The sequence below is a fragment of the Bradyrhizobium sp. SBR1B genome (assembly GCF_014198205.1).
Taxonomy (GTDB): Bacteria; Pseudomonadota; Alphaproteobacteria; order Rhizobiales; family Xanthobacteraceae; genus Bradyrhizobium.
The window spans coordinates 272,323-297,194 of the sequence record NZ_JACIHC010000001.1 but is presented as its reverse complement, the minus strand read 5'-3'; the positions used below and the strand labels follow the sequence as shown (position 1 = coordinate 297,194).

Annotated in this window: 28 protein-coding genes; 17 read left to right on the top strand and 11 right to left on the bottom strand. The window is 65.2% G+C overall.

Features of this window, described 5'->3' with window-relative positions:
* The first annotated feature begins 282 nt into the window (after positions 1 to 282).
* The gene (locus tag GGD61_RS01615; RefSeq protein ID WP_018322155.1) at positions 283 to 1,650 is read left to right on the top strand and encodes an APC family permease; all 1,368 of its coding nucleotides are present in this window, start codon (positions 283 to 285) and stop codon (positions 1,648 to 1,650) included.
* A gap of 2 nt (positions 1,651 to 1,652) precedes the next feature.
* Positions 1,653 to 2,867: a hypothetical protein gene (locus GGD61_RS01610; protein ID WP_183229944.1), complete on the top strand. Its 1,215-nt coding sequence runs from the start codon at positions 1,653 to 1,655 to the stop codon at positions 2,865 to 2,867.
* Here the strand turns inward: GGD61_RS01610 and GGD61_RS41570 are convergent, their stop codons facing one another.
* Both GGD61_RS41570 and yidD read right to left on the bottom strand, forming a co-directional pair.
* A complete protein-coding gene (locus tag GGD61_RS41570; RefSeq protein ID WP_026202694.1) occupies positions 2,868 to 3,107 on the bottom strand; it encodes a hypothetical protein in 240 nt (79 codons plus the stop codon).
* Positions 3,108 to 3,199: 92 nt separating this feature from the next.
* Positions 3,200 to 3,538: a membrane protein insertion efficiency factor YidD gene (gene yidD / locus GGD61_RS01600; RefSeq protein WP_183229942.1), complete on the bottom strand. Its 339-nt coding sequence runs from the start codon at positions 3,536 to 3,538 to the stop codon at positions 3,200 to 3,202.
* A 247-nt stretch (positions 3,539 to 3,785) separates the two neighbouring features.
* Here yidD and GGD61_RS01595 point away from each other — a divergent pair, with 247 nt between their 5' ends.
* Positions 3,786 to 4,685: a hypothetical protein gene (locus GGD61_RS01595; RefSeq protein ID WP_179734357.1), complete on the top strand. Its 900-nt coding sequence runs from the start codon at positions 3,786 to 3,788 to the stop codon at positions 4,683 to 4,685.
* Between the two features lie 67 nt (positions 4,686 to 4,752).
* Here GGD61_RS01595 and GGD61_RS01590 read toward each other — a convergent pair whose 3' ends face one another.
* Positions 4,753 to 5,208: an iron-sulfur cluster assembly scaffold protein gene (locus GGD61_RS01590; protein ID WP_183229940.1), complete on the bottom strand. Its 456-nt coding sequence runs from the start codon at positions 5,206 to 5,208 to the stop codon at positions 4,753 to 4,755.
* A gap of 235 nt (positions 5,209 to 5,443) precedes the next feature.
* On the opposite strand from GGD61_RS01590, the gene folE reads away from it, so the two are divergent.
* The 4 genes from folE to GGD61_RS01570 all read left to right on the top strand — a co-directional run bounded on the left by folE (position 5,444) and on the right by GGD61_RS01570 (position 9,179).
* Positions 5,444 to 6,136, top strand: coding sequence for a GTP cyclohydrolase I FolE (folE, locus tag GGD61_RS01585; RefSeq protein WP_018322161.1), 693 nt, complete (start codon positions 5,444 to 5,446; stop codon positions 6,134 to 6,136).
* Between the two features lie 27 nt (positions 6,137 to 6,163).
* On the top strand, positions 6,164 to 6,586 hold the full coding sequence (gene hisI, locus GGD61_RS01580; RefSeq protein WP_183229938.1) for a phosphoribosyl-AMP cyclohydrolase: 423 nt from the start codon (positions 6,164 to 6,166) through the stop codon (positions 6,584 to 6,586).
* A gap of 172 nt (positions 6,587 to 6,758) precedes the next feature.
* Positions 6,759 to 7,838, top strand: a complete 1,080-nt coding sequence (locus GGD61_RS01575) for a lytic transglycosylase domain-containing protein (protein WP_183229936.1) — start codon at positions 6,759 to 6,761, stop codon at positions 7,836 to 7,838.
* 165 nt (positions 7,839 to 8,003) lie between these two features.
* Complete coding sequence (locus GGD61_RS01570) at positions 8,004 to 9,179, top strand: DUF2336 domain-containing protein (RefSeq protein ID WP_092260354.1); 1,176 nt, start codon at positions 8,004 to 8,006, stop codon at positions 9,177 to 9,179.
* 154 nt (positions 9,180 to 9,333) lie between these two features.
* Here the strand turns inward: GGD61_RS01570 and GGD61_RS01565 are convergent, their stop codons facing one another.
* From GGD61_RS01565 to GGD61_RS01555, 3 genes are all read right to left on the bottom strand, one after another.
* Positions 9,334 to 9,912, bottom strand: coding sequence for an Hpt domain-containing protein (locus GGD61_RS01565; RefSeq protein WP_183229934.1), 579 nt, complete (start codon positions 9,910 to 9,912; stop codon positions 9,334 to 9,336).
* Between the two features lie 28 nt (positions 9,913 to 9,940).
* Positions 9,941 to 10,486, bottom strand: coding sequence for a response regulator (locus tag GGD61_RS01560; protein ID WP_008549760.1), 546 nt, complete (start codon positions 10,484 to 10,486; stop codon positions 9,941 to 9,943).
* A 98-nt stretch (positions 10,487 to 10,584) separates the two neighbouring features.
* A complete protein-coding gene (locus GGD61_RS01555) occupies positions 10,585 to 11,364 on the bottom strand; it encodes an NAD kinase (protein WP_092260350.1) in 780 nt (259 codons plus the stop codon).
* A gap of 249 nt (positions 11,365 to 11,613) precedes the next feature.
* On the opposite strand from GGD61_RS01555, the gene GGD61_RS01550 reads away from it, so the two are divergent.
* Positions 11,614 to 13,182 carry a S10 family peptidase gene (locus GGD61_RS01550; protein ID WP_183229932.1) on the top strand — a complete coding sequence of 523 codons (1,569 nt, stop codon included), beginning with the start codon at positions 11,614 to 11,616 and terminating at the stop codon, positions 13,180 to 13,182.
* Here GGD61_RS01550 and GGD61_RS01545 read toward each other — a convergent pair.
* Positions 13,172 to 14,557 (bottom strand): serine hydrolase, encoded by a 1,386-nt coding sequence (locus tag GGD61_RS01545; protein ID WP_183229930.1) that lies wholly within the window; start codon positions 14,555 to 14,557, stop codon positions 13,172 to 13,174. The genes GGD61_RS01550 and GGD61_RS01545 overlap by 11 nt on opposite strands.
* Positions 14,558 to 14,664: 107 nt before the next feature.
* Positions 14,665 to 15,207: a tetratricopeptide repeat protein gene (locus GGD61_RS01540; protein ID WP_092260345.1), complete on the bottom strand. Its 543-nt coding sequence runs from the start codon at positions 15,205 to 15,207 to the stop codon at positions 14,665 to 14,667.
* Between the two features lie 250 nt (positions 15,208 to 15,457).
* Between GGD61_RS01540 and GGD61_RS01535 the strand changes: the two genes are divergently transcribed.
* The 4 genes from GGD61_RS01535 to GGD61_RS01520 all read left to right on the top strand — a co-directional run bounded on the left by GGD61_RS01535 (position 15,458) and on the right by GGD61_RS01520 (position 17,999).
* Positions 15,458 to 15,865 (top strand): His-rich protein BRANT, encoded by a 408-nt coding sequence (locus GGD61_RS01535; RefSeq protein WP_183229928.1) that lies wholly within the window; start codon positions 15,458 to 15,460, stop codon positions 15,863 to 15,865.
* Between the two features lie 212 nt (positions 15,866 to 16,077).
* On the top strand, positions 16,078 to 16,512 hold the full coding sequence (locus GGD61_RS01530) for a hypothetical protein (RefSeq protein ID WP_018322171.1): 435 nt from the start codon (positions 16,078 to 16,080) through the stop codon (positions 16,510 to 16,512).
* A 286-nt stretch (positions 16,513 to 16,798) separates the two neighbouring features.
* The gene (locus tag GGD61_RS01525; RefSeq protein WP_183229926.1) at positions 16,799 to 17,506 is read left to right on the top strand and encodes an outer membrane protein; all 708 of its coding nucleotides are present in this window, start codon (positions 16,799 to 16,801) and stop codon (positions 17,504 to 17,506) included.
* A 250-nt stretch (positions 17,507 to 17,756) separates the two neighbouring features.
* Positions 17,757 to 17,999, top strand: a complete 243-nt coding sequence (locus GGD61_RS01520) for a DUF6719 family protein (protein ID WP_183229923.1) — start codon at positions 17,757 to 17,759, stop codon at positions 17,997 to 17,999.
* A gap of 27 nt (positions 18,000 to 18,026) precedes the next feature.
* On the opposite strand, the gene GGD61_RS01515 is transcribed toward GGD61_RS01520, so the two are convergent.
* Entirely contained in the window at positions 18,027 to 18,281 is a 255-nt protein-coding gene (locus GGD61_RS01515) for a hypothetical protein (RefSeq protein WP_018322174.1), read from the bottom strand.
* Positions 18,282 to 18,586: 305 nt separating this feature from the next.
* A complete protein-coding gene (locus GGD61_RS01510) occupies positions 18,587 to 18,961 on the bottom strand; it encodes a hypothetical protein (RefSeq protein ID WP_183229921.1) in 375 nt (124 codons plus the stop codon).
* Between GGD61_RS01510 and GGD61_RS01505 the strand changes: the two genes are divergently transcribed.
* The gene (locus tag GGD61_RS01505) at positions 18,960 to 19,226 is read left to right on the top strand and encodes a hypothetical protein (protein WP_143109081.1); all 267 of its coding nucleotides are present in this window, start codon (positions 18,960 to 18,962) and stop codon (positions 19,224 to 19,226) included. The genes GGD61_RS01510 and GGD61_RS01505 overlap by 2 nt on opposite strands.
* A gap of 3 nt (positions 19,227 to 19,229) precedes the next feature.
* On the opposite strand, the gene GGD61_RS01500 is transcribed toward GGD61_RS01505, so the two are convergent.
* The gene (locus GGD61_RS01500) at positions 19,230 to 19,430 is read right to left on the bottom strand and encodes a hypothetical protein (protein ID WP_018322178.1); all 201 of its coding nucleotides are present in this window, start codon (positions 19,428 to 19,430) and stop codon (positions 19,230 to 19,232) included.
* Positions 19,431 to 19,676: 246 nt separating this feature from the next.
* Between GGD61_RS01500 and GGD61_RS01495 the strand changes: the two genes are divergently transcribed.
* The 4 genes from GGD61_RS01495 to GGD61_RS01480 all read left to right on the top strand — a co-directional run bounded on the left by GGD61_RS01495 (position 19,677) and on the right by GGD61_RS01480 (position 24,863).
* Entirely contained in the window at positions 19,677 to 21,374 is a 1,698-nt protein-coding gene (locus GGD61_RS01495) for a methyl-accepting chemotaxis protein (RefSeq protein WP_183229919.1), read from the top strand.
* A gap of 197 nt (positions 21,375 to 21,571) precedes the next feature.
* Positions 21,572 to 22,285, top strand: coding sequence for a class I SAM-dependent methyltransferase (locus GGD61_RS01490; RefSeq protein WP_092260339.1), 714 nt, complete (start codon positions 21,572 to 21,574; stop codon positions 22,283 to 22,285).
* Positions 22,286 to 22,384: 99 nt separating this feature from the next.
* On the top strand, positions 22,385 to 24,217 hold the full coding sequence (locus tag GGD61_RS01485) for a PQQ-binding-like beta-propeller repeat protein (protein WP_092260337.1): 1,833 nt from the start codon (positions 22,385 to 22,387) through the stop codon (positions 24,215 to 24,217).
* Between the two features lie 232 nt (positions 24,218 to 24,449).
* On the top strand, positions 24,450 to 24,863 hold the full coding sequence (locus tag GGD61_RS01480) for a GFA family protein (RefSeq protein ID WP_177237292.1): 414 nt from the start codon (positions 24,450 to 24,452) through the stop codon (positions 24,861 to 24,863).
* Positions 24,864 to 24,872 lie beyond the last annotated feature (9 nt).

Here is a 24,872-nt window from a genome sequence, read left to right as displayed (position 1 = left end):
AAGAGACAATTGAGCCGACCGGCGTTTAGGTGACGTTAAGCGTCCGGAGAACTTCCCCACATCCGGAACGCTCAAAAGGACCATGCAATCGTGTCCTGATTGTGGGGGAGGGGGACGGGCTTTCCCGGGGCTGGCGCAGCTTTGGCGCTTGGGAGCAGAATAAGCGGTGTTCAATTACCTGCTTCCGTCGCCTCATTTAGCCCTTGTTAACCCTGCTTGAATTGACTGGGCCAACCTGCACGATGCGCCCATGAGGCACGACGCCTGAGGTTAAGGACCCCGATGACGGCATCAAATGCGGGAACCGCGCCCTGGACTGGCCGGCTGACCGGAAGCGGGACCGGGGTCTCAGTTCTGGTCGCAACCGCCATCGTCGTGGCCGACATGATCGGGGTCGGCGTCTTCACCAGCCTCGGCTTCCAGGTCAAGGACATCCCGTCCGGCTTCTCGATCCTGCTGCTGTGGACCGTCGGCGGCATCGTCGCGCTGTGCGGGGTGTTCGCCTATAGCGAGCTCGGGGCGATGTTTCCGCGCTCGAGCGGCGAGTACAATTTCCTCGGTCGCGCCTATCATCCCGCCTTCGGCTTTCTCGCCGGCTGGGTGTCGGCGACGGTCGGCTTCGCGGCGCCCGTTGCGCTCGCCGCGATGGCGTTCGGCGAATACGCCAAATCGGTCGTGCCCGATCTGCCGCCGATCCCGCTCGCCATCGCCGTAGTGTGGCTGGTCTCGCTCGTGCAACTGACCGGCGTCAGGCACTCCTCGACCTTCCAGCTGATCGCGACCATCATCAAGGTCGCGCTGATCGTCGCCTTCCTGGTCGCCGGCTTCGTCATCGCTGCCCCGCAACCAATCACGTTCGCGCCGCAGCCGGGCGATCTCGCCCACATCGTCAGCGCGCCGTTTGCGATCGGGCTGGTCTTCGTGATGTATTCGTTCTCGGGCTGGAACGCCGCGACCTACATCATCGGCGAGATGAACATGCCGCAGCGGAATCTGCCGCGCGCGCTGCTGGCGGGCACGCTGATCGTGCTCGTGCTGTACGTCGCGCTGAATGCAGTGTTTCTCCATTCGACGCCCGTCGGTGCGCTTGCCGGTCAGCTCGATGTCGCCAGCGTTGCCGGTAGCGCCATCTTCGGCAGCCTCGGCGGTCGGATCGTCGGCGCGATGATCTGCGTTGGCCTGATCTCCTCGATCAGCGCGATGATGTGGATCGGCCCGCGCGTGATGATGACGATGGGGGAGGACATTCCCGCCTTACGCGTGTTCTCGAAGCGATCGGCGAGCGGCGCACCGGCCTATGCGATCCTGTTTCAGCTCGCCGTCGCCAATCTGCTGCTGTTCACGCGCAGCTTCGAGGCGGTGCTCGACTTCATCCAGTTCGCGCTGTTGTTCTGCTCGTTCTTCACGGTCGCCGGCGTCATCAAGCTGCGCATCACCGATCCCGATTTGCCGAGGCCCTATCGCGCCTGGGGATACCCGTTCACGCCCCTGGTTTTCCTGCTCGTGACTGCGTTCATGATGTACTACCTGTTGACCGAGCGGCCGCTGCAGTCGCTCGCGGGGATGCTCGTCATGCTCTCGGGCCTAGTGATTTATGCTGTTTTCCGCAGGCGGCCGGTCGCCGCTGGCAATTCACACGATCGCGCATAGACATGTTTCGTCCCCTCAGAATTGCGGTCACAGCTCTTGCCCTGCTGGCCGCGGCCGTCTCGTCCGCCCGCGCCGCCGACGCCACCTTCGATGATACCGCGCGCTTCCTCGCGGGCATGCAGCCCTCGGCGGACTCGCCACTGGTGGCGCTCACGAAGGACCCAGGCTGGCAGCGCCACGCAAAATTCTTCGACGGCGCCTTCGCCCAGCTCGAACAGCGCCAGCTCTCCAAGATCCGCGATTGGGCCGACGTCAATCTCGCCGCGCCCCGACCGACCATGTTCTACATGTTCAGCGGTCCCGATTTCCTCTACGCCAACGCCTTCTATTCCAAGGCCAGCACCTACGTGCTCGGCGCGCTGGAGCCGGTCGGCGCCGTGCCCGATTTGACCCGGCTGCCGCGCGGTTCGATCGGCGCCGCGCTCTACAATGTCGAGCGCTCGCTCGGTTCGATCCTGAGCTTTTCCTTCTTCATCACCAAGCAGATGAAGGTCGACCTGCATACCAACCAGGTCAACGGCACCTTGCCGATCCTTTATGTTTTCCTGGCGCGCTCCGGCAAGACCATCCGCAACGTCGAGATGATCGCGCTCGACGACAAGGGGGGCTTGCGTGTCGGCGACGACAATCCGGGGCGTAACGCGACGCGGGGCGTTCGCATCACCTTCGCCGGCAGCGACGGGGAAACGCGCACGCTGTATTATTTCTCGACCGATCTTTCCAATTCCGGCGCGCGCAACACCGGATTCTTGAAATTCTGCGAGACGCTCGGGCCCGGCAACAGCCTGCTCAAGAGCGCGTCCTATCTCATGCACTCCGGAAACTTCACCGTCGTTCGCGACTGGTTGCTTGCCAACAGCGCCACCATCATCCAGGACGATTCCGGCATTCCGCTTGCGAACTACGGCGCGCGGCAATGGCGTTTCTTCCCGTTTGGCCGCTATCTCGGGCCGATCGACGAATTCCCCGGCCGCTACCAGGAGCGCTACGCCGAGTTGTTCACCCGGGCCCAGCCGATCGATTTCGGCGTCGGCTACCGCTGGCGGATGCACGAGTCCAATTTGCTGCTGGCGGTGAGGGTGCCGGGCATCGAAACGGCGCCGGGCGGGGAGGCCACCTCGTCGGCCGATCCGACGCCGAAACCGCCGCGTCCAAAACGGCTGCGGCCGCCCGAGCCGATCCCGCCGCCGCCCGGGCGCTTTTACTGGTTCCGCTAATTACCAGTGCACGCTCTGGCTCGGCACGATGAACGCGGTCGTGCTCGGCGCGGTGGCTAAACTCGTCGCCAGATACCAGCCGGAGCCAAGCACGAGCGCCAGCAAGGCGACGATCGCGAGCAGATCCAAGGTTCTGGGGTCGTGGTGCCGCCTGGAGCCGGGGGTGGGCCCAGGCCTGAAGTGAGAAAGCCCGAAGTGAAAAGGCCTAAAGTGGAGATGAGGGCTGATTTTCCAGCGCATTGTTGTTTCCTCCCGGGGGAGCATCAAAACAACGCGGGAAGAACCCTTACGGTTCCCCTCAGGCCACCCATGCGCAAAGCATCGCAGCACTCTCAGGATGCATTGACGCCGCGCCAACGGCCGTAGCGCCAGGGCAGATACCAGTGTGCGCCTGGCGGTGCGGTGAGCGGTACATTGTCGATGCCCGACGTGCCGAACGGATTGCAGCGGAACAGGCGCGCGAGCGTCATCCAGCCGCCGGCCCAGAGACCGAAGCGTTCGATCGCCTCGTCGCCATAGACGGAGCAGGTCGGCAGATGCCGGCAATTGTAACCAACCAGGGGCGACAGCGTGTGCCGGTAGAGCCAGATCAGCGCGCGGCCGAATCTGCGCGGGAGCCGGAGCACACCTTCGACCGGACTGGAACAATGCTCGCAGGCTGAATGCTTCATGGGCGCTTTGCTGCGATGTTGATCGAGGTGTTGCACAGTTCCGGCGCAGGGAACTGTAAGCTGTTGTTTGCGCGCCATATTTTGCGTGCTTTTTGGGAGCAGTGCAGCAAGTACCTGTGGACGATCTGTATTCCCACGGATACCATTTTTGTGACGTCCATGTGTAGAAACATACGCCTGTATGATGGACTCAGAGGGCGCTACCAAGGATTGTTGGGGACCTTAGGGGCTTGGGGAAGGAACCAGATTGAGACTTCTGAACTCCCTTAATCTTCGCGGCTGGTTGCTGGTGGGAACCGCCGTCTGTGGAGTCGTGCTGGCTGGCGCCGTCGCGACACTCGGGTCATCGGCTCGCGCGGGTGTTGCTCTCGAAGAGCGCAAGCTGCCGATGAAGTTCAACTGGATTGCCTGCGAGCCGAACTGCCGCGGCTGGGTCAGCGCGGTCGGCATCATCACCGCTGACACGCCGAAGGATTTCGAGGAGTTTTCCCGCGGACGCCAGCTCGGCGGCGCCACCGTGGTGCTCGATTCCAGCGGCGGTTCCGTCAACGACGCGATCACCCTCGGCCGACGTTTCCGCAATCTCGGACTCCTGACCACGGTCGGCGTAAGTCTCCGCGGCGGGCAGTCTGGCCGCCCGGCGGTTGCGCCAGAGGCCTATTGCGAATCCATGTGCGTGTTCCTGCTGCTGGCCGGCAAGAAGCGTTACGTGCCGGAAGCTGCCCATGTCCGCGTCCATCAGATCTGGATGGGCGACCGCGCCGACGATGCGAAGGCGGCGAGCTACAGCGCGCAGGACCTGATGATCGTCGAACGCGACATCGGCCGGCTCGCCAAATACACCTTCGACATGGGCGGAGCCGGCGATCTGCTGTCGCTCGCGCTCAGCGTGCCGCCCTGGGAAGACCTGCATGAGCTGGACGCCGGCGAGCTCAAGCTCACCAATCTCGTGACGACCGATCTCGTCGCCGACGTGCTGCCGCATGTGGACATCTCCGCGCCGGCAATGGCCGAGCTTGCGCCGAAGACGCAGGCGAGGTTCGGCGCGGAACCGGAGCAGTCGCAAGCTGCCAAGTCGACCAAGACGGCGGAAGCCCTGGTGCCGACCGGTGGCGTGGCCGCGCCGGCTCCGGCGACGCAGAAGTAAGCTTTGAAATCTTGATCATGATTCCGGGTTCGTCGCTTGGCGACGCCCCGGAATGACCTGGGGAAGTTCAGCCCTGCGCCGCAGCCGGCTGCTTGGCCTTGGCTTCGACCTGGCCAATGGCGTCGACCACCGCATCGAAGGTCAGGAGCGTCGAGGCGTGCCGCGCCTTGTAATCACGGACCGGCTCGAGGAACTTGATCTCCTCCCATTTGCCTTCAGGAGGCGCACCGTTCTCCTTCAGCATCTTGCGAACAGTTTCGCGTAACTCACGGAGTTCGCTCGCAGTCGAGCCGACGATGCGACTTGCCATGATGGATGAGGAGGCTTGTCCGAGCGCGCAGGCCTTCACGTCATGGGCGAAGTCGGTGACCCTGTCGCCCTCCATCTTGAGATCGACCTTCACGGTCGAGCCGCACAGCTTGGAGTGGGCGGTGGCGGAGGCATCGGGGTCGGGCAGCCGTCCAAGGCGCGGAATATTCCCGGCCAGTTCGATGATCCGCTTGTTGTAGATGTCATTCAGCATGTGATGGGGTCCAGCACTTCCGCATCGGATCGGCCTTGGCGGGCGCCGTCCACGGTCCTATATAGGGTCGGAACTGGCGGAAAAACAGTCCAGCGGCGGTGGCGACAGGCCATGCGGCCGACGGGAGAGGTGAGGGCCTTTTCGCCGGGTTCAACTGTTCTCTTCAGGCGTCCGGCGGCATGCCGCCCCGTCTGCCGGTGACACTCCGGCCGAAAGGCCGTCGAACGGAGTAGACATGGACGCGACCATCAAATCCATCCGCCCCAACAAGCCCTCCGACCGGCAGCCCGAGAGCCGCCCGGCCGAGCTTGACCCTGCCGAATTCCTCGCGGCCGCCGTCCGCGCTGACCAGCCGCGTCCGGCGCGTGCCGAGGCCGAACAGGCGGTGAAGACGTTGCTCGCCTATATCGGCGAGAACACCGAGCGCGAGGGCCTGCTCGACACGCCGCGCCGCGTGGTCGAGGCTTTCGACGAGCTCTATCAGGGCTATCACCAATGCCCGGCCGAAGTGCTCGACCGCACCTTTGGCGAGACCGCGGGCTATGACGATTTCGTCCTGGTGCGCGACATCGAGTTCACCTCGCAGTGCGAGCACCACATGATGCCGTTCTACGGCAGGGCGCACATCGCCTATACGCCGGTGGAACGCGTTGTCGGCCTGTCCAAGCTCGCCCGCCTCACCGACATCTTCGCCCGCAGGCTCCAGACCCAGGAGCATCTGACGGCGCAGATCGCGGCTGCAATCGACGAGGTCCTCAAGCCGCGCGGCGTCGCGGTGCTGATCGAGGCCGAGCATACCTGCATGTCGGTGCGCGGCGTCGCCAAGCATGGCGCCTCCACTTTCACCAGCCGCTTCACCGGCATGTTCCGCGACAACCCGGCGGAGCAAGCCCGTTTCCTGTCCCTGGTGCGAGGCCTGCAGCGCTGACCTCGCAAGTTAACGGCGAGGGTCGCTATGTCCGCTCACTCCCATGAGATCGAGGAAGGGTTGTCCTTCCTCCCGCGCTTCGACGCGAGCGGACTCGTGACCTGCGTCGCGACCGACGTCGCCACCGGTGACGTGCTCATGGTCGCGCACATGAACGAGGAGGCGCTGCGCAAGACGATCGCGACCGGCGAGGCCTGGTACTTCAGCCGCTCGCGCAATGCCTTGTGGCGAAAAGGTGAGACCTCGGGGCAGACCCAGCGCGTGATCGAGATGCGCACCGATTGCGACCAGGACGCAGTCTGGATCCGTGTCGAGCAGATCGGCGCGGCCTGCCACACCGGGCGAAGGTCGTGCTTTTATCGCAAGGTCGAGGCCGAAGGCGGCGGGGCGAAGCTGGTCTTCGCCGATGCGGAGCGGCTGTTCGATCCGGACGCGGTCTACAAGAAGTAGCTCGCTGTCATTCCGGGGCGCACCGCCGGTGCGGTCCCGGAATCCATTCAGCCGCGCGCAATGCCTTGCGATGGATTCCGGGCTCGCGCTACGCGGGCCCCAGAATGACGGGCCCGGCCAATTAACCCCGCATTAACCATACCTGTCCCACGGTGAGACGACGGGCGCCGAATTGCCGGCGCTGCTCAACGCCGCGCGGGGCGGGCACTTCATCATGTCGGTCGACAATTCCAGGGCCACGCAGACGGCGGTTCTCGATCCGTCGCGGGCGCGCGTCGCCGGTGCGATCAAGCAGGCCTCGAATGTTTCAGGCGTCAGCTTCCAGTACATGCTGACCACCGCCAAGATGGAATCGGATTTCGATCCGACGGCGGGTGCAACGACGTCATCCGCGCACGGGCTCTACCAGTTCATCGACCAGACCTGGCTCGGCACGGTGAAGGAGGCGGGCCCCCAGCTCGGCTATGGCACTTATGCCAACGCGATCTCCAGGACGACGTCGGGCGGCTACGCCGTCGACGATCCCGCGATGAAGCGGTCGATCATGAAGCTGCGCGACGATCCCGAGGCCGCCTCCAGCATGGCGGCGGCGCTGACGCAGTCGAACAGTTTCAAGTTGACGGGCCTGCTCGGGCGCAGGCCGAGCGACAGCGAACTCTACATGGCGCATTTCATGGGCGTCGGCGGCGCCGCAAAGCTGATTGCCAATGCCGAGGACAATCCGCAAGCGGTCGGCGCGCGGCTGTTTCCCAATGCGGCATCCGCTAATCGTTCGATCTTCTACGCCAGGGACGGCCGCGCCCGCAGCGTCTCCGAAGTCTATTCGGTGCTGGACGCACGCTACGCCAGCGCGGCCAATTCGAGGACGACCCGCAGCGCGATGGCGATGTACGGCGGCACGCCGTCGACCACGGAGGTTGCGAGCGCGAGCGGCGTGCAGCCCACCGCGCCTGTTGTCGACAACGCCGCCTATCTCCAGACCTTCCCGAACACACGTGCGGTGACGCCCGTCAGTGCGACATCGCCGACGACGGTCGCGGACAATGCCCCGACCACGCCGGTGTTTCGTTCGATCTATCAGCCCGGCGATGCCACGCAGCCGGTCTCGACCACAGTGCAGAAATTGTGGGGCAACAACGCCTCGCTCACGTCGGTCGCACCAGCGACCTCAGTTGCATCCGCGACGCCGGATGTGCGTCCGCCGCAGCCGCTCGATCTGTTCAGCGATCGCAGCGGCACGTTCTCGAGCTGACCCCGCTCTCGTGTCCCGGACGCGCTGCAGCGCCTCTGTTCCCTTAACAAAACGTCAATAAAACCAGCCAGTTATGGTGAACGCTTTGTTAAGCGTCGTGGTTTATTTTGTGTTGCAGGTGACGAGCCGTCACCATTTTCGTTTGTTGTGTAAGCCGGAAGCAGCATGATTGTTCGGCAGTTCATCAATTGGATCAGGACGGCGCCCGCCGGCGAGCGGGCCGAGGCAACACGGGCGTTGGCCCGGGCCTGGCTGATATCAGATCTTTCGACCGACGACCGCCTCGCCGCCGAAGGCGCGCTTCTGATGCAGCTCGACGATCCCTCGCCGCTGGTGCGGCAGGCGATGGCCGAGGCTTTTGCGCGCAGCACGGATGCGCCGGCCTCGATCGTGCGGGCGCTGTCGGCGGACCAGCCGACCGTCGCGCTGCCCGTGCTCGAACATTCCCCGCTGCTGATCGACGCCGATCTCGTCGACATCGTCGCGACCGGCAATGACGAGGTGCAATGCGCGGTCGCACGCCGCATCGCGCTGCCGGTCTCGGTCTGCGCCGCCATCGCCGAAGTCGGCTGCGCGGCGGCCGCGCTGGAGCTGATCGAAAATCCCAACGCCGAGCTTGCACCATTCTCCTGGGATCGCATCGTCGAGCGCCACGGCCATCTCGCCGCGATCCGCGAGGCGATGCTGGTGCTGGACGATCTGCCGTCCGCAACGCGTGCCGCGCTGGTGGCGAAACTCTCCGAGACGCTGGCGCAATTCGTCGTGGCGCGGAACTGGCTCAGCGCCGACCGCGCCGAACGCATCGCGCTCGAGGCGCGCGACCGCTCCACCATGAACATCGCATCGCGCTCGCGCGGCGAGGACATGCAGGGCCTGGTGCGGCACCTGCGCATTACCGGCCAGCTCACGGCGGGCCTCATCCTGCGCGCGCTGTTGTCGAGCAATCTCGATTTGTTCGACGCGGCGCTGGCCGAGCTCGCCGACCTGCCGCTGGCGCGCGTCACCGCGCTGCTGCACGACCGCGGCGGCAACAGCCTGCACGCGCTGCTGCGCCGCGCCGGGCTTCCCGAGGCGACGTTCGCGGCGTTCCAGGTCGCGCTCGATGCCTGCCACGAGCAGGGCTTCGTCGACAGCGACGACGGAGCGGTGCGGCTGCGTCGGCGCATGGTCGAGCGCGTGCTCACCCATTGCGAGACCGACCGCGGCGTCACCGAGCCGCTGATGGTCCTGCTCCGCCGCTTCGCCACGGAGTCCGCGCGGGAGGAAGCAAGGCTGTTCTGCGACGAGCTGGTCGCGGATGATACGATCGATCCGCTGTATGGCGATCTGATTGCCGCGTAGCGAGCTGCCGTAGGGTGGGCAAAGGCGCACAGCGCCATGCCCACGACCTATCAGTATGATTCGAGATGAATCGTAGGCACGCTTCGCTTTGCCCACCCTAAGATGCTGCCCGTGCGGATGGAGCAGCCTCCCACGAGATGAAAAAGACGGGCCTTTACTCCGCCGGCGCTATGCTCGGCGCGAGGATCACCTCGAGATGCTCGGGGCGGTCGCGGTTGACCTGGGTGAGATAATCGTCGGCGACCTTGCGCAGGCGGCGGCTGAGCTCGGCGGAGACGCTGATGCTGTCGAGCCTGGTGTTCTCGTGCACGATGGCGAGGATGGCGTTGATGAGGTGCGTGAACAGTTCGGCCGGCACCTTTTCCAGATCAGGCGCGTGTTCGATGACGCGGCACAGGCTCTCCGCGATTCCGGCCGCGGCCGGATAGCCGAAGGTCGCGGCGTCGCCCTTGATGTCATGCGCGGCGCGGAACAGCTCGTCGCGCCGCTCCTTGGTGAAGCCGTCATTACGGATGGCGACATAGGCGGCCGAGAGACGGTTGACCTCGGTCGTCATCCAATCCTTGAATTCGCCGGACAGGCCCGCGAGCGCCTGCTCGGCGCGGCCGATCGGATCGTCCATGTCCTTGTCTTCGACCCGGCGCAGGACTTTCCGCAGCGGGTTGGGCTGCGTGATGATCTGATGCGTGGCGAAGGCCGTGACCTCGATGTCCTTTGCGCTGTTCTTCGCCATGATGCCTGCCTCGTCTGAAGGCGTTGCGCTAGATGGATGAGCGGGCCTTGTCGAGCAGCGAGGGCTGCTGGAGCACCTCGTGCTTTTCGCCGACGCGGCGCTCGGGGCCCATATAGGCGGAATTGGTGTTGCGGCGCCGGTCCGGCCCGAAATAGGTCTTGGTCTTGATGAAGGGGCGGGGATTGGCAACCACGTTGAGAATGCGCTGATAGAGCCCCTTGGCCGAGATCGGCTTGGCCAGGAATTCGGTGACGCCGGCATCGCGCGCCACGGTGACGCGGCGTTTCTCGGAATGGCCGGTCAGCATGATGATCGGCGCGTAGGGGTTGCCCTTGGATTCCGGCTGCCGGATCATCTGCGCCAGCTCGAGCCCGTCGAAGATCGGCATCGCCCAGTCGGTGATGACGATGTCAGGCACGTAATGGCTGTACATTTCCAGCGCGGTGGCGCCGTCCTCGGCCTCATAGACCTCGCGCGCGCCGAAGGAATGCAGCAGCGTCCGCAGGATGCGGCGCATGTGCGGATTGTCGTCGCAGACGAGGAAGCGCAGCTTGTTGAAGTCGATACGGAACATGACGCCCGGGCCAAAGCGGTCAACCTTCGTTAACCATATCGTGGTGAGGGTTAACGAAGGGTTGCGACCGGACTCCCGCAGCGTGCGGGGGCAGGGGCTCAGTAGCCGAACTGCTCGCGCAAAATACGTTCTTCCAGGCTGTGGCCGGGGTCGAACAGCATGCGCATCGAGATGCTCTTGTCGGACAGGACCTCGACGCGCCGGACCCTGCGGACCTCCTCATGGTCGGCGACGGCCGCGACCGGACGCTTGTCGTCCTCCAGCACCTCGATCACGACATAGGCGGTGTTGGGCAGCAGGGCACCGCGCCAGCGGCGCGGGCGGAAGGCGCTGATCGGGGTCAGTGCCAGAAGGGCGGCGTTGATCGGCAGGATCGGTCCCTGCGCCGACAGATTGTAGGCCGTCGAGCCGGCCGGCGTTGCCACGATGATGCCGTCGGCGATCAGCTCGGGCATGCGCTCGCGCTCGTCGATCAGGATCCGCAGGCGCGCCGCCTGCGAGGTCTGCCGGAACAGGTAGACCTCGTTGATGGCGTGGTGCAAATGGACGCGGTCATTGACGTCGGTTGCACGCATCAGGAGCGGATTGATCTCGGATTCATGCGCCGTCTCGAGCCGCGTGCGCAGATCGTGCGTCGCGTATTCGTTCATCAGGAAGCCGACGGTGCCGCGATGCATGCCGTAGATCGGCTTTCCCGTGCGCATGTTCTGGTGCAGCGTCTGGAGCATCAGCCCGTCGCCCCCCAGCGCGACCACGACGTCGGCCTCCCCGGGGTCGCAATTGCCATAGTCCCTGGTGAGCTGGCTGAAGGCGGTCTGCGCCTCGCTGCTCGGGCTGGCGACGAAGGCGATGCGTTCGTATCGCTGGGGCTTGGTCATGGCTTGTCAGGCAGGCCGCTGGCTGGAGGAAGTTCCGCCGGGCTCGTCTATACGAGGTGGCCCTGCATTGTCGAGGATGACCGGGTCTCAAGGCAAACGGGCGATTGTCGATCCGGAGAACAAAACGGGTTGATTTGAGCCGGCCCGGGCGCCTTACTTGCCCATCGGGCCGGTGATCCCGCAAAGCGTCGCAATTCCGCGCTAGCTTTGATGCGCACCGGCTCTGACAGCCGGGCAGGGAGAACGATCATGTTCACGATCTTGCCGACGCTGCGACGAACCGGGCTCGCGCTGGCCGTGTCCGCGGCCGCGCTCGCGAGCGTCGCGCGCGCGGATGATCCGCCGCAGCCGCGCTCCGAGGCGGCATCGCCAGCGGCACAGAAGGGTGGGCGCGCCGCCAATCCGCAAAGCGCGACGCAGGCCTCGCCGTCCGCGGCCGAGCCGCACCGTCTCCCAGCGGATTCGACCACGAAGCAGACGCTGGATCTGCCCGGCCGCACCCTCAATTTCGCCGCGACCGCCGGCTCCATCCGCGTGTTCGACGGCAAGGGCGAGCCGCTGGCCGACATCGCCTATACCTCCTACCAGCTCGACGGCGCCGACCGCGCCACGCGCCCGGTCACGTTCCTGTTCAATGGCGGGCCCGGCGCGTCCTCGGCGTGGCTCCAGTTCGGCGCGGCCGGTCCATGGCGGCTGCCGCTCGACGGCGAAGCGCTGTCGCCCTCGGCCTCGCCCGAGGTGAAGCCGAACGCGGAGACCTGGCTCGACTTCACCGATCTCGTCTTCATCGATCCCGTCAGCACCGGCTACAGCCGCTTCATCGCGAGCGGCGAGGACGCACGAAAATCGTTCTACTCCGTCGACGGCGACGTCAACGCGATCGCGCTGGTGATCCGCCGCTGGCTCGAGAAGCACGACCGCCTGACCTCGCCGAAATACGTCGCGGGCGAGAGCTATGGCGGCATTCGCGGGCCGAAGGTCGTGCGCCAGTTGCAGCTCCAGCACGGCGTCGGCGTCAAGGGCCTGATCCTGGTGTCGCCGCTCTTGGATTTCCGCGAGTTCACCGGCACCAGCCTCCTGCAATATGTCGCGACGCTGCCGAGCTATGTGGCGGTGGCGCGCGAGGCAAAAGGGCCGGTCAAGCGCGCCGATCTCGCCGACGTCGAGGCCTACGCGCGCGGGGAATTCCTGGCCGACCTCGTCAAGGGCGAGGCGGACAAGGAGGCCACCAATCGTCTTGCCGACAAGGTCGCCGCGCTTACCGGCATCGACCAGGCGGTGAGCCGCCGGCTCGCCGGCCGTTTCGACGTCGGTGAATTCCGCCGCGAATTCGACCGCAAGAACGGCAAGGTGACGGGACGTTACGACGCCTCCGTGCGCGGCTTCGATCCCTATCCGGATTCGAGCAGCTCGCGGTTCGGCGACCCCTCGGGCGATGCGCTCCAGGCGCCGCTGACGAGCGCCGCGGTCGACGTGCTCACGCGCAAGCTCAACTGGCGGCCCGACGGCTCCTATGAAGTCCTGAACGGCGCTGTGGAAGGTCACTGGGATTTCGGTCGTGGCATCAACCCGCCGCAATCGGTATCCGAGCTGCGCCAGATCCTCGCCACCGACGCGAAACTGAACGTGCTGGTCGCGCACGGCCTGTTTGACCTTGCCACGCCCTATTTCGGAACGAAGCGGGTGCTCGATCAGATGCCGGCCTTTGCGACGCAGCGCGTGAAGTTCGCCGTCTATCCCGGCGGCCACATGTTCTATTCGCAAGGCGGCTCGCGGCAGGCGTTTCGCAGCGAGGTCGAGGCGCTGATCAGGGAATAGGCCGGCGTTTGCGCGGCGGATAGCGGCGCGCGATCTCCTTCGCCACGACGCTCGCAGGCTTGACGTTGGCGCCGGCGATCCAGACCTCGCTGATCCTGCCGCGCTTGTCGCGGATCCGGCGCACCGGCTCGCCATGACTGGAATAGCCGGCAGCCCAGGCGAGCTTGCCGGTGTCGCGGCCGGTGACCTCGATCTCGGCGGCATCCATGAACGGATTGTTGAATTGCGGATTGGCGACGAGCACGCGGTTGCCTAGCGGCACGAGGTCGCTCGCGCCCCAGATCGTCCACCAGCGGCCGGTCCAGTCGCGCACGCGCCGGTCGGCCGTGCCGCGCGTCTTGAACACGCGCAAGATCTGCATCGCGCCGTCCATCCAGAACGGCGCCGCGCCGTCGATGGAGTTGCTGAGGATGCTGATCGTGAGCTCGCAAGCGGGGATGGCGCAGGTCCGGGAGATGTAGCCCTGAAAGCCACCGCCATGGCCGAACCAGTCCCAGCCGTCGGTCTTGCCGGCATTGACGCCGAGCCCGTAATAGCCCTCGAAGCTCTGCGGGATGCGCCAATGGTGTCGCGTCATCTCGCGGCGGCTCGCGACCGAGAGCACGCTCTTCTTCGCATTGGGCGCAAGCTGCGCGAAGAAGCGTGCGGTGTCGCCGGCAGTCGCAACGAAGCCGGCGGCGGACGCCATCGCCTGTGCGGGATTGTCGCCGGGGATCACGCATCGCTCGCCGAATGGCAGCTTTCGCGTATGGCCGCGCGCGAACGACGCGCCTTTGGGCAGCGGCGCGTCCGGCTCGGTTGCGCGCAGGCCCGCAGGCTCGACGATCTCGCGCTTGATCCAGGCTGAGTAGGGCTGCTTGGTCACCGCCTCGATGACGAGGCCGAGCAGGCCAAAGCCGTGATTGGAATATTTGAAGCGGGTGCCGGGCTCGATCGCGGTCGGCAGCTTCAATTCCGCGAGTAACTCTTTCGCGTTGAGATAGGAACGGCGGTCGATGAACTGGCCGGAATCGGCGCCGTCGCGCGTCAGACCCGCGCTATGCGAGAGCACCTGCGCGATCGTCGTCTCGGCGACGCGCGGATGCAGCCCGCCGACATATTGGCCGACCGTGTCGTCGAGCCGGAGCTTGCGCTGCTCGCGCAGCTTCATGATGCCGGCCGAGGTGAAGCTTTTGGAATGGGAGGCGATACGGAAGCGGTGGCGCGGGGTGAGCTTCTCGCCGGTGTCGAGATTGGCGAGGCCGAACGCATGCTCGGCGACGATCTCGCCGCGATGGACGAATGCGACGATGACGCCTGGCTGCTGGATCGTCGTCAGTTGGAATTCGATCCAGGAGCCGATGTAGTCGATCGCGGATCGCAGCCACGGGTCCATTGCACACCAATTTAGTCGGAAAATCGATGCGAGAGGCTAACCGAGAAAGCCGAACGGGCACAACCGAAAGGTTGTGCCCGTTCGCTGCATTCGAAGATGCGATTATCTTAGTAGACGAGCGTCGCGCCGGTTGGCTTGTCGAGCGCCGTGGCAAGCGAGCGATACTCGGAGCTGTCGGTGCCGGCGAGCGAGGCGATCTTGTTCAGATGATACTGCGCCTGTTCGCGATTGCCCTGCTCGAGCTGCCAGAGGCCGTAATACTGCCAGGTGCGGACGTGGTTCGGATCGTCCTTCAGCGCCAGCTCGTAATAGACCTTCGACGACTGGTAGTCGCCGAGCTTGCGATAGGAGTAGCCGATCAGGTTGGCGACGTCGGCGACGTCGTCGCGCTTGAGCGACTTCAACTGATCGATCGCGCCGGTGTAGTCGTGGTTGTCGTAGATCGCGGTATAGGCGGTGCGATAGGCGGCGAGGAATTTGGGATCGCTGACCGAAGAGCTCTTCTTCTTGCCCTTCTTGGACGAGGAGTCCGACTTCGGCGGCGGCGAGGGCTCGTCACTGCCGGCGGCATAGGCGCTGGACAGCACCGGCGCGGTCGCCAGCGACATGGCGACCAATCCCGGCACGACAAGCATTGAGAGTTTGCGCATCTAAATTCTCCCGTATGGAACGTGGCGATCCTACACGATTGCCCGAAGACCGGAACACCCGTCTGGCGAAAACATTCCCGCTCCGCACGATCTATTCGCCAGGGCGCGGATGACAAACTTGTCATCCAGATGAACGGAAGCCTGCAGGGGACTTCAGACAGGGTTCAGCGCGCCGCCCCTAGGCTCCCACCCACGATCGACGGGTAGGCGAGAGGGCGCCGCCTCAAGATCCTTCCAAGAGGAGACCACCATGCTGAAGACCATTTCCGCAGCCTTGCTCGCAGCTTCCGTGATCGCAGCCCCGGCCTTCGCTGCCGAGGCCGGCAAGACCACTACGGCCCCGGTGATCAAGGCGGACCAAAGCCAGACCAAGGCCTCGACCACCGCCGCGAAACCGGACACCGGCATCAAGGCCGATGCCAAGGCGGTCGATGCCAAGACCGACGCGAAGGCCGGCGACGTCAAGCCCGCCGACGTCAAGGCGGACGCCAAGGTGGATAGCAAGTCGAAGGCGCTGAATGCCAACGCAGCGGTCACGTCCGACGAGCACAAGACCGTGCGCACCCATCGCCATCACCACAAGCATCTGTCGGCGAAGAAATCGCTGAAGGCGCAGCCGGACCTGACCAAGCCGGCAACCACCGAGAAGCGCAGCTAACGACTGATCCTCTCGCGGCGGCATCCCAAGCATTGCCCCGCCGCCGCGTCAGGACGTCAGGCCCGGCCCGTCGTCTCGGCGCCTTGCGCGAAAGCGAAAGACGCCGGCGGCGGGACGGTGCGTGCGTCGCAAAGCCCCGGGGACGCGAATTCCCTTTGAGCGACCTTGCGGCTAGAACGTCCCCTTAGCCTGTTCGAGCGGGAGTGGGATCTGTGGGGCGATTGGCGAAACGTGCGGCGAGCCTGGCATCGGTCCTGTTATTGCCGCTGGCGCTCGCGGCATGTTTCGGCAGCGACGGTGATCGTCCGACCATCATCGGTGGGACCCAGGCCGGAGGGCCGCAGCCGTTTCCCGACAATTTCCGCGGCGACATCCCGGCCCTGATGCGCACCTATCTGAACAACCCGGTCGGCGTGCGCGAGGCCAGCATGGCCGAGCCGGTCCAGCGCGAGGTCGGCGGCCGGCAGTTCTATGTGAGCTGCCTGCACTTCACCCCGCGCGAGACCGATGGCAGCTACAAGGCCATGCGGGAACGCGCTGTGATCTTCGTCAACGGACGCGCGGACCGCGTCGTCGACCGCACGAGCGAGCTCTGCGCCGGCGCGGTTTACGTACCCTTTCCGGAACTCGAAAAGATGACGCGGTAGCGCAAAGCCCGTCTTCATCGCCGGGTGCTAGAACGATAACTGCCGGAGCCGCGGATCACATTTCGGCGAGCTTTGAACGGGGCGGTTTGACCTCGCGACAAATTGTTACGGCAGGTGCTGCGCAGACGACAAGAATAGTCGGTGCAGGACGACGGGACGGAACAAAATCGCGTTGTTGCCCCTCCGTCACAGTCACGAGCGATCAACGTTCCGGCATCGCCGCGAAGCAACCCAATTCACGCCACGTTGTTTCCTGAGTGTCGTAAATGAAAGAACGGGGATGATCATGAAATCGATTTTGCTGGGTGCAGCTGCTCTGCTTGCGCTGGCCGCGCCGGCCGCAGCCGCGGACATGCAGCCGCGCACCTACGCCAAGGCCCCGGCCTATACGCCGCCGCAGCTGATTTATAACTGGACCGGTTTCTACATCGGCGGCCATGTCGGCGGCGCGTTTGCCGGCGACAGCAGCTTCCAGTCCAGCGACGCCCGCTTCCTCGGCGGCGTGCAAGGCGGCTTCGACTACCAGTTCGCGCCCAACTGGGTGGTGGGTATCGAGGCCCAGTATTCCTGGCTGCCGACCAACAACAACGGTGTCACGTTCCCGGCGGGCACGCAGGTGACCTCCAACACCGACCAGCTCGGGTCGGTGACCGGCCGCGTCGGCTACACCTGGGGTCCGGCGCTGCTCTACGCCAAGGGCGGTTACGCCTGGCGCAATGGCGGCCTGGGCGTCAATGTCGCAGGCGTGCCGCAGGGCTTCACCACCACCGGCAACAGCAAGGACGGCTACACCGTCGGCGCCGGCCTCGAATACATGTTCGCGCCGAGCTGGTCGGCCAAGGCCGAGTACCAGTACTACAATTTCGGCAGCACCACCTTCACCTCCGGCCCGGCCGACATCGTCGGCGTTCGCGGCCGGGAAGACGAGCATACCGTCAAGGTCGGTGTGAACTACCGCTTCGGCTGGGGCGGTCCGGCAGCCTCGCGCTACTGACCCCTCCACCGCGACCACGCTCTGGAAAGGCCGGCTCTGCCGGCCTTTCGTTTGTCAGCCTCTTGCCTGTCGGCCCCATGTTTGCTTTGCATGAACCATCTGGCGCGTCATTTGCAGGAAAACACTCCGGCGGGCGCCTTCTCACGCGCGTCATGGGACTTGGGTAAAGCAAAAATAATTTTTGCCGCTTACGGAACTCGCGCTCCGGAAAGCGTTATATGAGAATTACCGGGCTGGTGGGACGACGGACATGCGTATCTTGGTGTCGGCGGTGGTGCTCTCGTGCTTTATCTACCTGCCGTGCTCTGCACAGACAATCCTCAAATCCGAGCCTTTGATGCTGGCACCTTACGAGGTGGCTTTCGTCAAGGACGCGTCCTGCCCGTCGGGCAAGGTGCTCAAGGTCACCGGCGCGATCCGCGGGCTGCATCGCCGCAAGGCTTGCGTGGCGCTGGCCGGTGAGCAGGCCTCGCTGGCAACCGCAACGCCCTGATCGCTTGGCGGCCTCCGCCGCCAGATCTCACGGATTCAGCTCGAGCTCCATTTTCGACTGGCGGTCGGCCTCGGCCTTGTTTCGAGCGGGGTCCTCACCCTGCGCGACCCGGCAGGGCTTGATCTCGTAGTCGTTGTCGAGCACCCGGCGCGGCCCAGGACGGTCCTCGTCGGCGCTGACGTCGACGACCAGGCCGCTCCGATACGCGAGCTTCCAGACGTCGGATTCACTCGGATAGGCCTTGCTGATCTGGGCGTCGTTGCAGAACAAGGCGTAGGGCATTCTTCCCGCTCCCGGAAAGCGCGTTAACGACCTCATGGGCCGGCGGTTCCGGGGGGCAGGCGATCACGGGGCCGTGATCGGGCTGCCGGAGCCCCTGAGTCCTTAACGAGTCCTGAATCAGGAAAAAAAGAATCCTTGGGACTCGTTTGGCGGAATCAGCGGATGTTTTCCGCCATGACGAGCGACCTGAAGACCTCCTGCGGGCACATGCTCCTGCCGCTGACGCTGGCGTTATTCGGCGCCTGCGCCGCCAATCTTTGGCTGGTGTGGTCCTGGCTATAGGCCCCTCTGACGGGAGGGGGGCCTTATTTTCTGGCCGGTGGGGCCGGGGAGTCGTGGATGGCGGCGCGCAATCTGGTCAGGGTTTCGGCACAATATTCCTCGCGCTCGCGCTCGAACCGCTCCTGATGCTTGCGGAAATTGGCGATGCGGGCCTGCATCTCGGTGCGGAAATCACCGATCGCCCGCGGTGGCGGCAGAGGCGTGGGTGGGGGCGGTACCGGAGCTTGCGGCAGCTCGATCTCGACTGCGGCGGCCTTCACGGCAACGATTTCGACCGCGACGGTCGTGGCAACCGAGGTCCCGTCCGGCTGAAGGACGTCATCCTTTCTTCCAGTTACCGATTGGACGAAGGCCATTGTCTGCGCGATCAGCGCGTCGCGTTCCGCGATCCATTTCATGATCCACCTCAGCCGGCCCCATTCCAGCAAAGCGGCTGCGCCGAATCAAGGCGGTAAACAGGGGATTGCATATTTTTCCCGGTCACCCGACATTAGTCGGATGGATTCCGGAAAAGAACGGTCGGACGAAGTGGAGGGCCTGAGGCTCATCCGCGCGTTCTTGTCGCTACCGCCCGACAAGCGGGCGGAGGTGATCGCGTTCGTCGAGGAATTGGCGCGTGCGCATGGCCGGCCCGAGGAGGGCACGCAGGCGTCGCCGAGGTGAGCGCTATCGCTGGCGCGGATTGATGTTGGGCTCGAACGGTGCGCCAACCACCCGGACCGGTGTCTGAACCGGTGTCCGGGTGACGTCGATCACGGCTGTCTCCGCGACCCGCTTTTCGGGGGCCGGCGAAAGCATCGGCTCCAACAACGTCAATGTCCCGGCCACGGCGACACAGCACAACGCCACCGTCGCCAGCAGAAACATATTTCGGTTTTCTTCCCTGATCCGCATAGGTCGACAACGGCTGACGCGGAGGCTCGGTTCCGGGCTGGCGATGCCGATCGCGCGACCGAAAACGGGCCGAAGCTTACGCCAGGCTTACGCCGGTGCGCAGAAGGGTTATTTTTGCGTAAGAATACCCGGGCGAATTGAGGTTAAATCTTAACATCCGCCGGTTCCAATGCACGGTGCTGGGATTATCGCCGGCAGCACCATCATTGGACGGCACAAATGAGCTTTTTGAACAATCTGAAGATCGTCTGGAAGGTCGCGTTGATCGTGACCGTGATGGGCTGCGCGATGATCGCCGTCGCGGCCTTTGGCGTGCGCGAACTTTCCGCGACCGTCGACGGTTTCGGCGAGCTCTCCGCCGCGCAATCCTCCGCTCTCAACCTCACCCGCGCCCAGCGCCGCGCCGAGACCTACCACGCGGCGCTCTACGCGGTGTTCACCGAGGCAACCGAGGCGGGCAATGCCAAACGCCTCAAGACCGCGACCCAGAACCGCGACGAAATCCGTCAATTCCTCGATGCGGCCGAGCAGGACGACCCATCGCGCGCCGGCGAGCTGAAGAGCATCGGCGACCAGTTGAAAGCCGCTTTTATCGGCTGCGATCCGGTGCTCCAGGCCGGCTCACAGGCCAGCAGCACGGAAGAGAACGTCAGGGCAGCCGAACGCGCGCACAAGGAGTGCGATCCCCTGATCGATGCGGCCCTGCTGCGCATCGCCAAGTTCACGACCGAAACCGGTCAGGCTGTGGCCAAGCGAAAGGACGCCATCAACCGCGACGCTCACGCCGCGACCTGGACCGTGATCGGCGTCAGCGCCGGCGGCCTGATCCTGGGCATTGCGATCGCGCTGTTCATCGGCCTCAAGGCGATGTCGCAGCCGATCGCCCGGCTCAAGCTCGCCATGGAGGGACTTGCCCGCAACGATCTCAAGACCGAGATGCCCGAGAAGGACCGGCGCGACGAGATCGGCGACATGGCGAAGACGGTCGAAGTGTTCAAGACCAATGCACTGGAAGTCGAGCGCCTCAAGGCTGCACAGCTCGAAGCCGAGAAGCAGGCTGCCGAGCAACGCCGCCGCGACATGGTCAACCTCGCCGATGGCTTTGAACGTGCAGTCGGCGAGATCATCGACACCGTCGGATCCGCCTCCACCGAGCTCGAAGCATCGTCCTCGACGCTGGCGACCACCGCGCAGCGCGCGCAGGAGCTGACCTCGGTCGTCGCAGTCGCGTCCGGCGAAGCCACCGGCAACGTGCAGTCGGTCGCGACCGCCACGGAGGAGCTGTCCTCCTCGGTCAACGAGATCAGCCGGCAGGTGCAGGAATCCGCGCGAATGGCGGGCGAAGCCGTCGCCCAGGCCCGCACCACGACGGAGCGGGTCAGCGAGCTCTCGGTTGCCGCGACGCGGATCGGCGACGTCGTCGAGCTCATCAACACCATTGCCGGCCAGACCAACCTTTTGGCACTGAACGCCACGATCGAAGCGGCGCGGGCGGGCGAGGCCGGCCGCGGTTTCGCGGTCGTCGCTTCTGAGGTGAAGACGCTGGCCGAGCAGACCGCGAAGGCGACCGGCGAGATCAGCCAGCAGATCTCCGGCATTCAGACCGCGACCCAGGAATCCGTCAACGCGATCCGCGATATCTCGATGACCATCGAGCGGCTGTCGGAGGTGTCTTCGACCATTGCCGCGGCCGTCGAGGAGCAGGGTGCCGCGACCCAGGAGATCTCGCGCAACGTCCAGCAGGCCGCTCACGGCACCCAGCAGGTCTCCACGAACATCACCGACGTGCAGCGCGGCGCGGCCGAGACCGGCTCGGCCTCCTCGCAGGTGCTCTCGACCGCCAAGATGCTGGCGAGCGACAGCAACCGGCTGAAGGACGAAGTCGGGAAATTCCTGCGGACGGTGCGCACGGCCTGAGTGTGCGCGGCGGCTTTCATGCCGCGCCCTCGATCACGCCAGCAGGAAACCGAGCACGAACACGAGCAGCATAGCCGTCATGACGACGGCCGTCACCGCGCCGGCGACGATCTTGGCCTTCTCTGTCGGGGTGGTCGAGCGCATCGGACGCGAGTATAGCGTGTTTGCACCGGAATCTCGACCTTGAGTCCGATCCCATGATCTCCAATCGTCCTCCCGTGCTCGCCCACGAACGCTTCGTCGCCGACCGCGACAACTTCTCAGGGCTAGATCTCGCCGCGCGGTTCGAGCGGATCGAGAGGACGAACCTTTGGGGGGCGGCCAGTTCGGTGTCCGGCCTCGGCTCGGAGGACCCCGCGACTGCCGCGATCCGGGACGCGTTGCCGCCGCTGCTGCAGCGGCTCGGCGCGCGCTCGCTGCTCGATGCGCCCTGCGGCGATGCCGGTTGGATCGGCCGCCTCAATCTCGATCTCGATTACATCGGCATCGACATCGTGCGGTCGCTGATCGAGACCAACAACGCGCGTGCGGCGCGCGGCGAATTGTCCGGCCGATTCCTGGTGGCCGATATCACGTGCGATGCATTGCCGCGCGCCGATCTGATCCTGTGCCGGGACTGCCTGGTGCATCTGTGTTTTCAGAACATCGCCCGCGTGATCGCCCGCTTTCGCGAGAGCGGCGCGCAATTCCTGCTCGCCACGACGTTTCCGGAGTGGGAGGAAAACCGCGATTGCGAGGATGGCGACTGGCGCGCCCTCAATATGACGACGGCGCCGTTCGACTGGCCGGCGCCGCGCGAATTGATCGACGAGCGCTGTGAGGAGGGCGATGGCGGCTGGCGCGACAAGAGCCTCGGGCTCTGGCGGCTGGATGAGTTGCCGGGTCGCGTCCGCACGGCCACGGATGTGTGACAGCTGCGGGCGGAACGTCCATTGCATCAGTGATCGCCCCGGCGATAGACTTTGGGTTGTGTAGCGATCTCGTATTGCGGTGACCTGCCGGAGCCCACCATGAGAGCACGTGCTGTCCTGGCCGCGTTGTTGATCTGGTGCAGCGCGCCGGCGCTGGCCCAGCAGGAGGGGGCCGCGCTCTATGCCGCGCATTGCGCGCAATGCCACGACGGCGATGTGCAGACCCGCGTGCCGGGCCGCGGCGCCCTACAGGCGATGTCGTTCGACCATGTGCTGGCGGCGTTGACCTCCGGCAGCATGGCGGCGATGGCAAAGGATCGCAGCGACGCGGAACGCCGCGCGATAGCGTCCTTCGTCACCGGCAAGATCGCGACCGGCGGCGTTGCGGCCGACGCGGAAGGTCGTTGTACGCAGCAGGCCAGCGGTTTTCCGCAAGCCCTTGACGGTCCGCGCTGGAACGGATGGGGCGTCGACACCAACAACAGCCGATTCCAGCCCGCCGACATGGCGGGGCTGACGGCGGAACAGGTACCGCGCCTGCGGTTGAAATGGGCCTATGCATTCCCCGGCGCCTCGGTGTCGTTTGCGCCGCCGACCATCGTGGGCGGAATGCTGTTCATCGGCGGCACCGATCGCAAGGTGCACGCGCTCGACGCGCGCAGCGGCTGCACGCTGTGGACGCTGGCGATCGATGCGGCGGTGCGCGCCGCGATCAGCTTTGCGCCGCTTCCTGGCTCCGACCAGTTCGCGATCTTCTTCGGCGATTTGCGCGCCAACGTCTACGCCGTGAACGCGCTGACCGGCGCGCTGATCTGGAAAACGAAGGTCGAGGAGCATGCGGCCGCGCGCATCACCGGTGCGCCGACGCTGCATTCCGGCGTGCTCTACGTGCCGGTGTCCTCGATCGAGGAAGCGGCCGGCTCGCAGGCCAGCTACGAATGCTGCACCTTCCGCGGCAGCGTGGTGGCGCTGGACGCGGCGACCGGCAAGCTGGTCTGGCAGGCCTATACGATTCCGGAAGTGCCGCATCCGACCGGCAAGAGTGCGAGGGGCACGCAGCTGTTCGGTCCGTCCGGCGCCGCGATCTGGTCGGCGCCGACGATCGATCCGAAGCGGGGCGCCGTCTATGTCGCGACCAGCAATTCATACTCGAACCCGCCGGCGGTAACCGCCGACGCGATCCTCGCTTTCGAGCTTGCGACCGGGAAGCTGCTCTGGAAGCAGCAGGCGACGCCGAAGGATGCCTTTGTCGTGGCATGCTTCACTGCGGACAAGTCCAATTGTCCCGAGGATCACGGACCCGATCACGATTTCGGCCAGTCGCCGATCCTCGTGACCTTGCGCGACGGCAGACGCGTGCTCGTCATCGCGCAGAAATCCGGCGTCGTGCACGCGCTCGATCCCGACGACGGCGGCAAGATCCTGTGGCAGACCCGGATCGGGAAGGGCGGTGCGCTCGGCGGCAGCGAATGGGGCTCGGCCGCGGACGGCGAGCGCATCTATGTCGCCAACTCCGACGTACGCTTCATGCGTGACGGCACGCGGCAGCTCGATTCCACGCAAGGCGGCGGCCTGTTCGGACTTGACCTCGCCAGCGGCAAGATCGCGATGGAAGTGCCGCCGGTCGCCTGCGGCGACCGCCCCAAATGCAGCCCCGCGCTCTCGGCGGCAGTGAGCCTGATCCCGGGCGTGGTGTTCTCCGGCGGCGTCAGCGGCTTCCTGCGCGCCTATGCCACCGACGGCAAGCTGCTCTGGGAGTTCGACACCGCGCAGGATTTCAAGGCCGTGAACGGCGTCCCCGCCCATGGCGGCGCGATCGACGGCCCCGGGCCGGTCATCGCCGGCGGCATGCTTTACACCAATTCCGGCTACGGCCAATGGAGCGGCGTCGCCGGCAACGTGCTGCTGGCGTTCGAGGTGGGGACGGAGTGAGCGTCACGAGTTCGCTCTCGTGTCCCGGACGCGCTGCAACGCCTTCAGCGTTGCGGCGCTGAGCCGGGACCCAGAAAGCGGCACGGAGGAATGTGGCGCGATGGGCCCCGGCTCTGCAGCGCAGCGCCGAAGAGGCGCTGCACTGCGTCCGGGGAGGTCGGGGCTGCTTCGTCAACCTCGTCATCGACGCCTCCCTTTCAACTTGCATCCCGACCAACGAGGAGAGAATTCGATGATCGATGCCAGATGCAGCTGCGGTGCTCTCGCGCTGTCGCTTCCGGAACCATCGCGCCTCGTCGTCGCCTGTCATTGTGTTGATTGTCAGCGACGAACCGGCGCGCCGTTCGGCGTCGGCGCCTTCTATCCGGTGGAGACCGTCACGATTACAGGGACGCCAAAGCCCTACGTCCGGACGGCGGCGAGCGGCGGCAAGGTCCGCAGCTATTTTTGTCCCGACTGCGGCTCGACGGTTTATTGGCAAGCCGAGAATTTGCCTGCGATGATCGGCGTTGCCGTCGGCGCGATCGCAAATCCGGATTTTCCGCCGCCGATCAGATCGGTGTTCGAGCAGTCGAAACACGGCTGGGTGGAGATGTCAGGCGCTGAGCATTTCCAGCAAGGCAGCGCGCCGAAGCATTCGAGCTGAGAGCTGAGC